Here is a 13,433-nt window from a genome sequence, read left to right as displayed (position 1 = left end):
CATGGCCGCGTCCGAGCTGCTCCCCGGCGCCCCACGAGAGGAAACCGTGCCCCGACACCCTCTGCCGCATCGCGTGAGACCCGTGCAGATGCTGCGCGCGCTGCATGCTGAACCCGGTCTCGCGGCGCTGCTCGGGGACTGGATGCACGGGGATGCGGTGATCGGCATCCGGCCCGCGCGCGTGCTCGGTGCGGACGAGGACCCGTTCGCCGCTCTGGGCTCCGCGGACGACGACGATCCGCCCAACGTAACGCGCGCCGCCCCGCCCAGCACGGGCGGGAACCGGCACGATCTCTGCGCTTTGGCTCGCCCCTGCGCCGAGCCACCCGCCGACGATCCCGCCCGCTTCGGCGGCGGGTGGCTCGGCTACCTGGGGTACCAGCTCTCGCGTCGCCTGGAGTCGCTCCCGCCCGCACCTCCGCACTCGGGCGGTCTGCCGGAGCACCACCTGGCGCGCTACGACCACGTCCTGGTGCACGACAGCGCGGCGGACCGCTGGTTCTGTGAGTCCCTGCCCGGTGCGGACCCTGCACGGGTGGCCGAGACGATCGCGGCGGTGGAGCGGGCGCTCGGGGCCGGCCTGGCGTCCTCGTCCGGGGCGTCCGCGCCGCGCTCGTACCGGTGCGGGCCGTTCGAGGCCGTCGTGACCGGCGCGGCCCACGCCAAGGCGGTGCGGCGCGCGCTGGCGCACATCCGGGACGGGGACATCTTCCAGGCGAACATCTGCCGAGAGCTCACAGCGGCATTCGACGGTGACCCACTGGACCTGTTCTGCGCCGGGTACGAGCGGCTGCGGCCGCGTTTCGCCGGGTTCTTGCGCGTGCCGGGCGGCGCGGTGGCCAGCTTCTCGCCCGAGCTCTACCTGCGTCGGACGGGCACCGCCGTGCTCACCTCCCCGATCAAGGGCACCGCGCCCGCGGACTCGGACCCCCGCGAGCTGCACGCCTCCGCCAAGAACCGCGCCGAGAACGTGATGATCGTGGACCTCATGCGCAACGACCTCTCCCGCGTGTGCGTCCCCGGCTCCGTGCTGAGCCCCGCCGTGCCGCGTGTGGAGCCGCACACGGGCGTCCATCACCTGGTCGCGGATGTCCACGGCACGCTGCGCCCCGGGCTCGACGACGCCGCCCTCCTGCGCTCCACGTTTCCGCCCGGTTCGTGCACGGGGGCGCCGAAGGTCAGGGCCACCGAGATCATCAACGCCCTGGAGACCACCGCGCGGGGCGTCTACACCGGTGGGATCGGGTACGCGAGTCCCGTGGCGGGGCTGGCCATGAACGTGGCCATCCGTACGTTCGAGTTCTCGGGCGCCATGGTGCGCCTGGGTGTGGGCGGCGGGATCGTTGCTGACTCGGACCCGGACGGGGAGGCGTTCGAGACCCTCGTGAAGGCCGCCCCGCTGCTGGATGCGGTCGGCGCCCGCTTCGGGTCCGAGCTGTCCCGGGAGTGGCGTGAGCACGCGGAGTCCTCGGAGGTGGCGACCCCGGCGTGCGTGGGAGGCGGTGGGGCACCGTCGCGCGCGGCAGCCTCGCTGCGGGACGCGCCCATGATCCGCTCGACCCCCGACCCCTCCCTGGGGGTCTTCACCACGATGCTCGTCCGCGAGGGGCGTCCCGAGCAGCTGGTGGAGCACCTGGCAAGGCTCGGGAGCAGCGTGCGGGCGTGTTTCTCCCATGAGCTGCCGGGCGCGCTCGCAGAGCAGGTCCGCCAACGTGCTGCCGGATTGGATGGCCCGCACCGGCTGCGGGTCACGGCAGTTCCGAACGCTGGGAGTCTGTGTCTCGAGATGACCCACGCCCCGCTGAACCCTCCCGGCGCGGCCCCTCCCGTGGCTCCGTGGGTGCTGCGCCCGGTGGTGGTACCCGGCGGGTGGGGGCGCCACAAGTGGGCGGACCGCCGCGCCCTGAACACGACACCTGGTCCGTGGTCCCCGGTGTGCGATCCGCTGCTGGTGGACCAGGACGGCACGGTGCTGGAGACCGGGCGTGCAAATGTGTTCGTGGTGCGCGGTGGCGTGGTCACCACCCCGCCCGTTGACGGCCGGATCCTGCCCGGGGTGATGCGCGCCCGGGTGCTCTCGAGCCTGCGGGCCGCCGGGTACGAGGTCCGTGAACAGGACATCACTCTCGCAGGCATCGCTGGGGCGTCGGAGGTGTTCGTGACCAACGCCCTGCGGGGTGCCCGGCCCGTGGGGGAGATCCGCGGTGTGGGTGCGTGGGCCCCTGGGCCTGTGACGGTGTGGGTGCAGCGCGCGCTCGCGGACGCCCCGTGGCGAACGGGCGGCATCGCCCCCATTGACACGACCCGGTGAGGTGAGGATGCTCGGGGCACGGCGCCGTCGTCCGGGCCGCGGAGCTCGGGGCGGCGCACCACGCAACCGCGAAGGAGCGCAGCCATGGGCAAGAACCCGCAGGACGAGAACACCGAGTCGGTCAGCCAGGTGGACACCGACGAGCAGCGCCAGAAGGCCGCCGAGCAGGCGAACACCCAGGAGCAGCAGGAGTTCTTCGAGGAGCAGGCCGGCACGGAGGAGCAGTCCCAGGGCTACGGGCACTGAGCACCGCACCGGGCAGCCGCTGACAGGCGAACCGCCCCGCACCAGGAAGGTGCGGGGCGGTTCTTCTGCGCCGAGTGGCTGCGGGGTCGGTGGCTACTTCTTCTTGTTCTCGAGGGTCTGCTCGTACTGGGCGAGAGCCAGGCCCACGCTCATGAAGGTGGGCGCCCAGTGGCCCACGAAGATGCCCCAGCGGTCCGACTGGGCCTTGGAGTCGTCGCTCTTGAGACGCGAGATTCCCCACGACACGAAGGACAGGGCGATCGAGCCCATGCCTGCGGTGTAGGCGTACTCGGAGCGGATACCGGCGTCGTGCAGGGTCTTCATGATCATGGTGTGATCTCCGTTCTGCTCTGCTGAGCAAGTGGTGGTGAAGCAGGGCTGGGTACCTCCACCGTAGATGCCGGAGGGCCAAATAATAAGGGGGGTGATGGATCGGGTTCTGCCCGGTCATGGCACCGTTCCTTTCCCTTACCGAGCCGGACCACGCGCCGTCGCGCGGACATGACAGGCTGGTGCCATGAATGATTCCGCTGCAACAGTGCTCCTGGCCGGCTGCGGGGACGTGGGGACCGCCCTGGGATTGCGCCTCGCCGAACGCGGAGTGCGCGCGGTGGGCGTGCGTCGCCGCGCGGACGCGCTGCCCGAGCCCATCGAGCCGGTCTCTCTGGACCTCACCGACCCGGGGGAGGCCGTCCTTCCCGCGGCCGACGCCGTCGTGGTCACCCTCACCGCCGACGGCCGCGACGCGACCGCCTACGAACGCACCTACCTGGGTGCGCTGCGCGGGTTGCACCTGGCCCTGCCGTCCGACGCCGCGCCGCGCGTGGTGCTCGTGTCCTCCACGGGCGTCCTGGGCGGCACCGACGGTGAGGTCGTCACCGAGGCCACCCCGCCCGACCCTCAGCGCGCCACCGCCCACGTGCTGCTCGCCGCGGAGGAGCTCGCCGCCGATCTCTTCCGGGACCTGGTCATCGTGCGCCCCGCGGGGATCTACGGGCCCGGCCGCACGTCCCTGATCGAGCGGGTCCGCACGGCCACGCCTGTCACCCACCGGCGCGTGACCAACAGGATCCACCGGGACGATCTCGTCACGGTCCTCTCCACCGTGCTCGACGCTCCCGAGCCGCCGCGGTTGCTGCACGCCGTGGATCATGACGCCGCTCAGCTGGGTGACGTCGTCACGCACCTCGCGGCGCGGCTGGGTGTCGCGGTGCCCCCGGACAACTCGCCCGCGGGGGAGGGGCCGCTCGGCAAGATCATCGACGGGGCGCTCGTGCACTCCCTGGTTCCTCGATCCCGGTGGCGCTACCCCACGTTCCGGGAGGGGTACGACGCGCTGCTGGGAGTGTCGTCGCCGGAGGAGCGCGACGCCGACGCCGGGCGAGCCTCCGGCGATGCCGCCGAGTGTGACGCCGGGACCGGGCGGGGCGCGTCGTCGAACGCCACGACCGAATCGCGAGGCGCGTGAATGGCCGCGGAGACCCACTGGTTGCTTCCCATCAACCCGGCCGCTCACGGGCAGCACATGCCCGCCGACTGGCGCACCCGCGAGGACGCCACGGCGGTGTGGGAGGCGATCGGGCGCTCGCAGCCCGCGGATCGGTGGTGCCTGCGCACGGGCTACCGAACCATGAGGGCGGGGGACACCATCTGGGCCTACCTGTCCCAGCGGCAGGAGCTGTGCGCCACGGGCGCCGTGCGGGAAGTCGTGCGGGAGGGCGATGAGTGGTTCGTGCTCGTGGACTGGGACGTGGAGCGGACCGCGCAGCTGTGCCGGACCCCGATCCCGCGGGAGGTTTTCGGGCAGGTGCCCATGTCCGTGAGCCGGGCGGGGGAGGGTGCCGTCGGGGCGCTGCGGGCGGTATCGCGCCGGGCAACCTGACGCAATGTCGCTAATACCTCACGAGTAAGTACTTCGGGGCATTTCCGGGAAGTGTGACACTTTGTGACGACAACCTGGACGTTGCCCCCGGTGAGGAGTTGAGTATACGGAGTCTTTTTCGATCCCTCATCTCATCGTCCCTTCCTCCGAACGCGCCCTCTTCCCGGTGCGCGGGAAACTGGTACTCACCTATGATCCTTACCGGACTTGTCATCGGCGCGCTGCTGGGCATCGTCATGCAGCGCGGCCGCTTCTGCGTCACCGGCATGCTGCGGGACATCTTCCTGCAGAAGTCGTGGCGGACCTTCGCCGCGCTGCTCGTGGTGATCTCCGTGCACGCCATCGGTCTCACCGCCCTGACCTCCGCCGGCGTCATCTCCCCCAACTACCCCTCCTTCGCGCCCCTCGCGGTGATCGTGGGCGGATTCATGTTCGGCATCGGCATCATCCTGGCCGGCGGGTGCGCCTCCGGCACGTGGTACCGCTCCGGCGAGGGCCTCGTGGGCTCGTGGATCGCACTGGCCATGTACGCGCTGTCCGCGTCCGCCATGAAGACCGGCGTGCTCAAGGGCTTCAACTCCGGCATGAAGCAGTGGGACACCGGGCTCACCACCATCCCCAGTGCCCTGGGCGTCTCCCCGTGGCTGTTCGTGATCGTCCTGGCAGCGGTCACCGGTGTGATGGTGCGCCACTTCCTCAACCGCGAGAAGAACACCGTGAAGCCCGCACGGCTGAACGGCCGTCCCGCATGGAAGAAGCCCCTGCACGTCTACACTGCCGGCGCGCTCGTGGGTCTGCTCGGCGTCATCGCGTGGCCGCTATCCGCCGCGACCGGCCGCAACGACGGTCTGGGCATCACCACCCCCACCGCCAACCTGCTGAACTTCCTTGTCACCGGAGCGGACGGGAAGATGGACTGGGGTGTGATGCTCGTGCTCGGCATCCTGGTGGGCTCGTTCATCGCCGCCAAGTCCACGGGTGAGTTCCGCGTGCGCGTGCCGGACGCCACCACCACGGTGCGCTCCATCGCGGGCGGCCTGCTCATGGGTGTGGGCGCGGCCCTGGCCGGTGGCTGCACAGTGGGCAACGGCATGGTCCAGACCAGCCTGTTCACGTTCCAGGGTTGGATCGCGCTGCTGTTCATCGCCCTGGGCGTGGCCGTGGCCACCAGGATCTGGCTCAAGCCCACCGTTACGCAGCCCACCACCGGCGAAGACGGCACCTACTCCACTGCTCAGAGCCTGGACCACACGGTGGGCGCCACCGCACCGGACGACAACTCGATCGACGCCGCTCCCACCGCGGGGGCTCCCCGCACCTCGGGTGCGAACGTGTTCTCGGGCTTCGCTGCGGCACCCGCCGCGCTCATGGTCAAGGACCCGGCAGGTGCACCATCGAAGAAGCTCACAGGCCTGGGGGACGGCTACTATGCCCTGGACTCGCTCGGTGCCGTGTGCCCGTTCCCGTTGATCGAGGCCAAGGATGTCATGCAGACCCTTCAGACCGGTGAGCACCTGGTGATCGACTTCGACTGCACCCAGGCCACCGAGGCCATTCCGCAGTGGGCGGCCACGGACGGCCACGAGGTCACCGACTTCGTGGAGAAGGGCGACGCCAGCTGGCAGATCACCCTCAAGAAGGGCTGATCCACTCAGAGCCCCCGCTCACGACACCGCCGCGCCACCTCTGCGTTCCATGGACCCCGCCCGCCGGGGGCCGAGGCAGGGAGGGCGCGGCGGCGTCGTCGTACCACCTCTGCGTTCCATGGACCCCGCCCGCCGGGGGCCGAGGCAGGGAGGGCGCGGCGGCGTCGTCGTACCACCGGAACAGTGCGGAGCGTGGGCCCACCGGGGGGGGCGAGCGCTCCGGAGGTGTCGTGGTGTGCGCGCCGTGACTCAGGCGCGAGAGTCCTGCCGGGCGCGGTGGCGCATGTCCCGCAGGGCCACGGCCAGGGCGAGGAGCACCACGAGCACCACAACGCCCAGTCCCGCCGCGATGCCCACGGACCAGCCCTGGCCGGCGATCACTCCGTACGCCACCGCGGTGATCATGGCGATGCCCACGGCGGTGCCCACGCGCTGGCCGGTCTGCATCACGCCACCGGCGCTGCCCGCGTACTCGAGTGGCACCTCCGCGAGCGTGAGTGTCTGGTTGGGGCTCACCACGGCGCCCTGGCCGAAACCCACGAAGCCCAGGGTGAGCACGAGCCACCACTCGCTGATGTGCCAAGAGTCGTGCAGCAGGATCACCGCCATGCTCAGCAGCAGGCCCACGACCACGCTGAGCATGCCGAGCACCACGATCTTGCGGCCCATCCGGTTCACGCGGCTGCCGGCCAGGTTGGAGGCCACCGCGCTCGCCAAGGCATTGAGCAGGCCCACGCAACCGGCGGCCAGCGCGGTGTGGCCGAGCCCCTTCTGCATGTAGAGGGTGACAAGCACCCACACGCTCGTGATGCCCAGGAAATACAGCGAGATCAGCAGGGTGCCGTTGAGGAAACTGCTGACCCTGAAGATGTCCAGGTCCACCATGGGCTGGTGCCCAGAGGCCTTGAAGTGCTTCTCCCACGCGATCCACAGGGCCAGGAACATGGCGGCGACCGCGAGCAGGGCCCACACCCACGGGCTCGTGCCGGGGGAGCCGGCCTCGATGAACGGGAGCAGGGTGGCGAGCAGCGCGATGCCCAGGAGCACCGCACCCGTGGGGTCCATCTCCCGCAGGGCGTGGCGGATGGTGGTGCCCTCGGGCCTGCGCAGCAGCGGGCGGGGGAACCAGAGGAACGCGAGCACGAGCGCGACGACGCCCACGGGGACGTTCACCATGAACAGCCACCGCCAGCCCTCGGCCGCGCCGCCCGTCTGGATCAGCAGACCTCCCAGGACGGGGCCGATGGCCACGGAGACACCCACTGCGCTGCCCAGCATTCCGAACGCCTTCCCGCGCTCTGCGCCCCTGAAGTACTGCTGGATCATGGCCACGCCCTGCGGGTTGAGCAGCCCAGAGCCCACACCCTGCACGAAGCGGGCCACGATCAGCATGGTGGGATCCGGTGCCAGGCCCGCGGCGATCGAGGACAGCGTGAAGATGGCCACCCCGAGCATCCACAGGAACCCACGCCCGAACACGTCCCCGGCGCGGCCGCCCGCCACCAGGACCACACCGAAGGTCAGCGCGTAGCCGGAGAGGATCCACTGCAGCTGGGACTCGGAGGCGCCCAGTCCCTCCTGGATGGAGGGCAGCCCCACGTTGATGATGCTCACGGCCACCAGGGACATGAAGATGGCCACGAGCAGCACGGCCAGGATCCGCCACCGCCGCGGATCCGTGCCGTGGGCGTAGCCCCGGTGGGTCTGCGGATCCGGGCGCGGGCTGAGGATGGGCAGCTCGCCGGTTCCCGTGGCCGGGGAGCGTTCGTGCCAGGTCTCGCCGGGGTCCGGATCACGGTGGGGGTCAGAGGTCATGAACGCATTATGGGCCCGGTCTCAGACGCGCTGGGCGATGTTTCCCTGCGGCGGATCGTGCCGGACGCATGCACCCCGGTGCTGTCCCAGTGCCGTCCCGGGGGCGGTTTTGGTGCGCGGGACAGGGGGGCGTCATCCTGGAGGCATGACAGTTGAACTGGTGATCCTGGGCCTGGTGGTCGTGACCGCACTGGCTTTCGACTTCACCAACGGATTCCACGACACCGGCAACGCCATGGCAACATCCATCGCCACCGGTGCGCTCTCACCCAGGACGGCGGTTGCACTGTCCGCGGTGCTGAACCTGGTGGGGGCGTTCCTCTCCGTGGAGGTGGCCACCACGGTGACCAAGGACGTCCTGCTCATCCAGACCTCGGACGGCGGACTGGTTCACGGCCTGGACCCCACTCTCGCGCTGGTGCTGATCTTCTCCGGACTCATCGGCGGCATCCTCTGGAACCTGGCCACCTGGCTGTTCGGTCTGCCCTCCAGCTCGTCGCACGCGCTGTTCGGCGGGCTGATCGGCGCCGGCCTGGCCTCGCTCGGCGTCGCCGGGGTCAACTGGTCCGGTGTGGTCCAGAAAATCCTCGTCCCCGCCGCCCTCGCCCCGTTCATCGCTGGGTGCGTGGCCGCGGTGGGAACGGCGCTCGTCTACCTCATCAGCCGCGCCGCCTCGAACCGCCACAAGGACCGCGGCTTCCGCTGGGGACAGGTGGGAACAGCGTCGATGGTGTCTCTCGCGCACGGCACGGGTGACGCGCAGAAGACCATGGGCGTGATTGCCCTCGCGCTGATCGCCCACGGGAACCTGAGCGTCCAGGGAATCGAGGACAACGGGCTGCCGCCGTGGATCATCGTCACGTGCGCCGTGGCCATCGCGCTCGGCACCTACCTGGGCGGCTGGCGCGTGATCCGCACCCTGGGCAAGGGACTCGTGGAGATCGAACCGCCGCAGGGCATGGCCGCGGAGGCTTCCTCGGCCGCGATCATCCTCACCTCCAGCCACTTCGGCATGGCGCTGTCGACGACGCACGTGGCCACCGGATCCATCCTCGGTTCGGGCGTCGGCAAGCCCGGGGCACGGGTGCGCTGGGGCGTGGCCGGGCGCATGGTGGTGGGCTGGCTGCTCACCCTCCCCGCCGCGGCCGTGGTGGGTGCGGTGTGCTTCATCATCGCCCGGGCCGTGGGCGGGTTGCCGGGAGCCGTGGTGATCTTCCTGCTCTTGGCGGCGGCGTCCGCGGTGATCTTCCTGCGCTCCCGGCACCAGAAGGTGGACCGGCACAACGTCAATGCCGAGTGGGACGAGAACACCCACTCCGTGGCCCCCGGTGACCCGGACCGGGCCGACACCCAGGAGGTGGCTCGCTCATGATCGCCCAGATGGCGAAATCTGCCCTCGCCGTGTTGCTGGCCGGGCTCTGCTTCGGCGCCGGACTGCCCGCGCTGTTCACGGTGGGCATCGCCCTGTGGAGCCGCGCCACCCTGCCGCCGGGCCCGGACGGCACGGCGCGCAGGAACGCCGTGGCGCTCGCGGGCGCCGTGCTGTGCTTTGCCATCGTGCTCGCCGCCGTGGTGATCGGGGTCCTGTGGATCACCCGGAAGAGCTTGGACCACTACCTAGGGATCTCGGTGTTCGGATGATGACCTTCGACGCGGCGCTGGACCACATTCGCGCCGCCTACCCCCACGGTGTTCCCCCGGAGCAGCACGTGGCGCTCGCGGAGCTGCTGGCCCGCACGGTGGGCCCCCACCGCACCGAGCGGCTGCTCGAGACCCTGGGCATCCCGGCGGGAGACCTCCTGGGGCCCGCCGCGGCCTCCGCGGAACAGCTGGGCGACGTCGCCGCGGACCTCGCGCGCGCCGGGTGGCCCCTGGTGGGCGCGAGCCAGGACGAACCACCCCGGCAGCCGGGCTACGTGGCCCGGGTGATGAACTGGCTGCGCGCCGACTACCCCAACGGGGTACCCGCGCAGGACTACCTGCCCGTGCTCGCCGTGCTGCGCCCGCAGCTCAATGATGAGGACATGGCCGCGATCGCAGACCAGCTCGCCCACGACGCCCGCGAGCAGGGGGTGGCGCCCTCCGAGGCGGACGCCCGCGCCGCCATCCAGCGCGCCACGGAGGACGAGCCCAAGCCGGAGGAGATCGAGCGCATCCGGGCGATGCTCGCGGCCCACGGGTGGCCGTTCGAGGGGGAGTAGGGCGCGGTACGCCCAGGTGTCAGAAGTGGCTCGATTCCTCACTTCAGTGCTTCGGACAGGTCTGAGAAGTACCGGTACCCGGACCACTCAGAACGGTCGCCGATCACGTACAGCCGACGTTTGGCACGGCTGGCCGCAACGTTGACCAGATTAACCGTTGAGGCCGCCCACGCCTTCGCCCCCGGGCTCGCGGGGTCCCCCCCGAGGACGAGGACGACCACATCCGCTTCACGACCCTGGGCGGTGTGGATGGTCCCCGCTTGCAACCCTGGGTACTTCATGCGCTCCACGAGTTGCCGCAGGTGATTGGACACGTCGCGGAACGGCGATATGGCGATCACGCGCGACGGGTCCACACCTTTCCCGTCGAGGTACTCAAGGGCCTTCTCGAGTCGCCTGATCTGCCCCATCTGCAGGTGTGTTCCGGGTGTCACCGCCGGCTCATCGGCCCAGTAGCTCCACGCGACCGCCGGGCCCCCTCCGGTGTCCTCGAAAGGGTCACTGTCCGAGTCCGCAGCACGAGGCTTCGGCACCCCATCCACCATGATCCCGTTGTAGGCGATGCGGTTGCAGAGCGTGAACATGGGGTCGTCGCAGCGTCTGTGCACCTTCAGCGGCGCACTGACCCACATGTCCAGCTCTCCCTGTGGAAGTGTGGTGCCGAAGGGAGAGATGCGATCGGCGAGTGTTTGAACCGAAGCGTCCGGCGGGATCCAGGTGGGAGAAACGCCGTATGCCGCGGCGATGTCACGCCGGGACTTGGGAGGAATGGTCACCACAGGCTGTAGCTGCAGCGGATCGCCCACGGCGAGGACGCGCTGGGCGCGCCAGATGGCTCCGATCGCGAACTGGGGGCACGCCTGCCCGGCCTCGTCGATGAGGAGCCACCCGAATGCTTCAGGGCCTACATTGCCGAACATCCGCCCCAGTGATGCAAAAGTGGAGGACACGAGCGGCACGACGAGGAAGAACAGCTGCCATGCCGCGCGCAGTTTCTCCCGTTCCAACTTTCGTGGATAGTCCCCTGCTACTACCTCGCAGGCGGCCCTGAGCCCGTGTCTCATGGTGGTGGCAGTCGATGCGAGGAAATCCTGGTGCAGTTCCAGCGCTGCGACGAAAAGGTCTGATCTGGCCTTGTTGAGATCCTTGTCGAGCCACGGTGCATGCAGCTCCCGCTCCCTGGCAGACGCGTGGGTGTCCGGATGATGCACCCCGTAGGTCTCTCGGTCGCGGGCGCACTGGGCGCTGAGGGACTGGTGCCGCGAAGTCTTCATCGCCAGGACTCGCTCCGCTGCCGCAAGCTCTTCCCGGGCGACGGCCAGGCGGTGTTCAGCCTGATCGGTGGCGGCTGTGCTGGCACCCAGCCGGTGCTGGGCATCCTCGTGGGCCGTGCTCAACGGGGCCAGACGCGCGCGCCACTCCCGAGATGCGGCACCCAAGCTGAAAATGGTTTCGAGAGCTCCCGGTTTTTCCCCCAAGTGCCTCTGATAGGCAGCTTCCCTGGTTTCGAGCTCGCTGAACAGCTCATCACTCTCGAGACGCTGCACACGGTGGGCATCACGCGCACGGGTCATTGATCCACGCAGGTTCGCCAGGGTGTCTTGCAGCTGTGCCATCTCAGCCGCCAGGGCCTGCACCTCGGTCCGGCGGCTCTCGGCTGCCCGCCGCTGCTCCATCAGATGCTCCACACGACCCAGCGACCGGTCAAACGCGGCTTGCGCCTCTCGCCACGTCCGTTTGGGCCTGGTGCCGTCGGCCCAGTGCTTGAGGATGGTGTCCAGGCCCTCTCTCCGGGCGGCCGGGAGGGCTTCCGGCCCGCCAACTCCCGTGGACTGCGCCCCAGATGTTCTCTCGTCGAACCAGAGCTCGCTGTGGAACGTCGCACGATTGGCTTTCTTTCCCAGGCGCGCTGCAACCAGCCCCCACCCCTCAGCTCTTGCGCCTTCGGATGATGCGCCACCGGCGGCGGCCCTCAACGTGGCCGTGGCAATGTCCTTGAAGTAGTCGACGGAACCGGACCAGGGCCGGGAAATCGCATCGGCGGAAGGAACCTCGATTGCGATGTTTTCCACGGCAGCGTTGTTCGCGGACGCCACGACCATCTCGAATCCGGTCAGCTCAGGAATGAGCTGTGGCACGGAGCGTCTGTGCCCGGAGGCCGACGTCCAGCGGTGCGTCGAGTCGGTGAAGGCCTGGGAGGGGTCGTCGAGGGTCGCCAAGTGGCGGGCACGCTCCACCACGTTCCCCGCCAGCACATCTCGGAGCATCGTGGTCTTGCCGGTGCCTGGGGGCCCGTTGACGCCCATGAGACCGTGGGATCTGCCCAGGTCACCGAGGGCTCGGTTCACGGCGAACTGTTGGCTCAGAGCGAGGGAGTGCTCTGGTGGGGATGGCCACCGCCCGAGCGGGAGGTCGTCAACACGTGTTCGAGCGTCAATCGCCTCCGGGTACTTGATGACATCTGTGCGCCGGATTTCTCCGAGATCCTCGTCCTCGGTCAGGTACTCCTGCAGAGCGGCTCCACCGCACCCTGCTGCTGCCGCTTGCCGAACTGTGTCCAGGTCCTGCAGGTAGAAGCTGTTGAGGAAGTCGATGTCGCTGACATTGTCGTTGGGGCGCGCGGCGACGGCGCGGCTCTCAATGATGATCTGGCTGGTGGCGAGATCGGGGTGCTCGCGAACGCCAGCGGTGTCGTGGGCGGTGTGCAGAATCTCTTCTACATGCTCGTGGTCTAACAGGGGTGCTTCAGGTGACCCTTTCTGCTCGCGAGGGCGGCCACCCAACGCATCGAGCGCATCCAGGAAGGAATCCTGCGCACGGTCGAATCCTGTGGCCCATGACGTATCCTGCGGTCCCGGATGGATGATCCGACTCACCGCCCAGAGGCATGACGAGAGGGTGGCAGTGTCCCCAATCAGCTTCCCGCTGTGGTCCACCAGAACCCCGGCGCACGCGCTGGTCCCGCCGGGCCGCTCGTCGTAGGCCGCCGGGTCGTCTGCGAACACCCGGTGCATGATCTCGTAGGTGTCCTCCACCCTGTACACGCCCAGATAGACCGTGTGCCGCCATTCTCGCGGAGAGGTACCCACGGGCCGGGGTGCCGGCAACGCATTCCACGGCAACGGTTCGCCGGGAGCCCAGGTAATGACTTGTCGATCCTCGGGCCGGGTTGAGCGGGGTGTCACCTTGGGGATCGGCTGGGGGCTGAACAGCTCCAGCATCCACCAGTAGTCCAGAATGCGCTGCTGCGCGGGACTCATCTGCGACATCGCCATTTCCCCATCCTGCCTCAGTCAGTGGGACCGTTCGAGGTGCGCCCCGGAAGGAAAGGG

Annotated in this window: 11 protein-coding genes; 8 read left to right on the top strand and 3 right to left on the bottom strand. The window is 69.5% G+C overall.

Features of this window, described 5'->3' with window-relative positions; all coding sequences use genetic code 11:
- Positions 1 to 88 precede the first annotated feature (88 nt).
- Positions 89 to 2,311: a bifunctional anthranilate synthase component I family protein/class IV aminotransferase gene (locus HBK84_RS12315; protein ID WP_240919146.1), complete on the top strand. Its 2,223-nt coding sequence runs from the start codon at positions 89 to 91 to the stop codon at positions 2,309 to 2,311.
- 84 nt (positions 2,312 to 2,395) lie between these two features.
- On the top strand, positions 2,396 to 2,557 hold the full coding sequence (locus tag HBK84_RS12310; protein WP_164497787.1) for a hypothetical protein: 162 nt from the start codon (positions 2,396 to 2,398) through the stop codon (positions 2,555 to 2,557).
- Positions 2,558 to 2,650: 93 nt separating this feature from the next.
- On the opposite strand, the gene HBK84_RS12305 is transcribed toward HBK84_RS12310, so the two are convergent.
- Positions 2,651 to 2,887 carry a hypothetical protein gene (locus tag HBK84_RS12305; RefSeq protein ID WP_055085169.1) on the bottom strand — a complete coding sequence of 79 codons (237 nt, stop codon included), beginning with the start codon at positions 2,885 to 2,887 and terminating at the stop codon, positions 2,651 to 2,653.
- Positions 2,888 to 3,074: 187 nt separating this feature from the next.
- Here HBK84_RS12305 and HBK84_RS12300 point away from each other — a divergent pair, with 187 nt between their 5' ends.
- The 3 genes from HBK84_RS12300 (at position 3,075) to HBK84_RS13180 (ending at position 6,085) form a co-directional block, all read left to right on the top strand.
- Positions 3,075 to 4,025 (top strand): NAD(P)H-binding protein, encoded by a 951-nt coding sequence (locus HBK84_RS12300; protein WP_167319041.1) that lies wholly within the window; start codon positions 3,075 to 3,077, stop codon positions 4,023 to 4,025.
- Positions 4,026 to 4,439 carry a hypothetical protein gene (locus HBK84_RS12295; protein ID WP_167319040.1) on the top strand — a complete coding sequence of 138 codons (414 nt, stop codon included), beginning with the start codon at positions 4,026 to 4,028 and terminating at the stop codon, positions 4,437 to 4,439.
- Positions 4,440 to 4,630: 191 nt separating this feature from the next.
- Positions 4,631 to 6,085, top strand: a complete 1,455-nt coding sequence (locus tag HBK84_RS13180) for a YeeE/YedE thiosulfate transporter family protein (protein WP_167319039.1) — start codon at positions 4,631 to 4,633, stop codon at positions 6,083 to 6,085.
- 249 nt (positions 6,086 to 6,334) lie between these two features.
- Here HBK84_RS13180 and HBK84_RS12285 read toward each other — a convergent pair whose 3' ends face one another.
- Positions 6,335 to 7,900 carry an MFS transporter gene (locus HBK84_RS12285; protein WP_144997647.1) on the bottom strand — a complete coding sequence of 522 codons (1,566 nt, stop codon included), beginning with the start codon at positions 7,898 to 7,900 and terminating at the stop codon, positions 6,335 to 6,337.
- Positions 7,901 to 8,045: 145 nt separating this feature from the next.
- Between HBK84_RS12285 and HBK84_RS12280 the strand changes: the two genes are divergently transcribed.
- From HBK84_RS12280 to HBK84_RS12270, 3 genes are read left to right on the top strand one after another with little or no spacing between them, the layout of a single operon-like run.
- Positions 8,046 to 9,272 carry an inorganic phosphate transporter gene (locus HBK84_RS12280; RefSeq protein WP_085106897.1) on the top strand — a complete coding sequence of 409 codons (1,227 nt, stop codon included), beginning with the start codon at positions 8,046 to 8,048 and terminating at the stop codon, positions 9,270 to 9,272.
- Positions 9,269 to 9,541 (top strand): hypothetical protein, encoded by a 273-nt coding sequence (locus tag HBK84_RS12275; RefSeq protein ID WP_064845450.1) that lies wholly within the window; start codon positions 9,269 to 9,271, stop codon positions 9,539 to 9,541. The genes HBK84_RS12280 and HBK84_RS12275 overlap by 4 nt, the downstream gene beginning before the upstream one ends.
- Complete coding sequence (locus HBK84_RS12270) at positions 9,538 to 10,101, top strand: DUF3349 domain-containing protein (RefSeq protein ID WP_085106895.1); 564 nt, start codon at positions 9,538 to 9,540, stop codon at positions 10,099 to 10,101. The genes HBK84_RS12275 and HBK84_RS12270 overlap by 4 nt, the downstream gene beginning before the upstream one ends.
- 38 nt (positions 10,102 to 10,139) lie before the next feature.
- Here the strand turns inward: HBK84_RS12270 and HBK84_RS12265 are convergent, their stop codons facing one another.
- The gene (locus tag HBK84_RS12265; RefSeq protein ID WP_167319038.1) at positions 10,140 to 13,376 is read right to left on the bottom strand and encodes a DEAD/DEAH box helicase; all 3,237 of its coding nucleotides are present in this window, start codon (positions 13,374 to 13,376) and stop codon (positions 10,140 to 10,142) included.
- Positions 13,377 to 13,433 lie beyond the last annotated feature (57 nt).

It is taken from the genome of Kocuria sp. KD4, from assembly GCF_011769905.1.
Lineage (GTDB): Bacteria > Actinomycetota > Actinomycetes > Actinomycetales > Micrococcaceae > Kocuria > Kocuria marina.
Note: the sequence above shows the minus strand (reverse complement) of the source record. Positions and strands in the feature narration are given on the sequence as shown.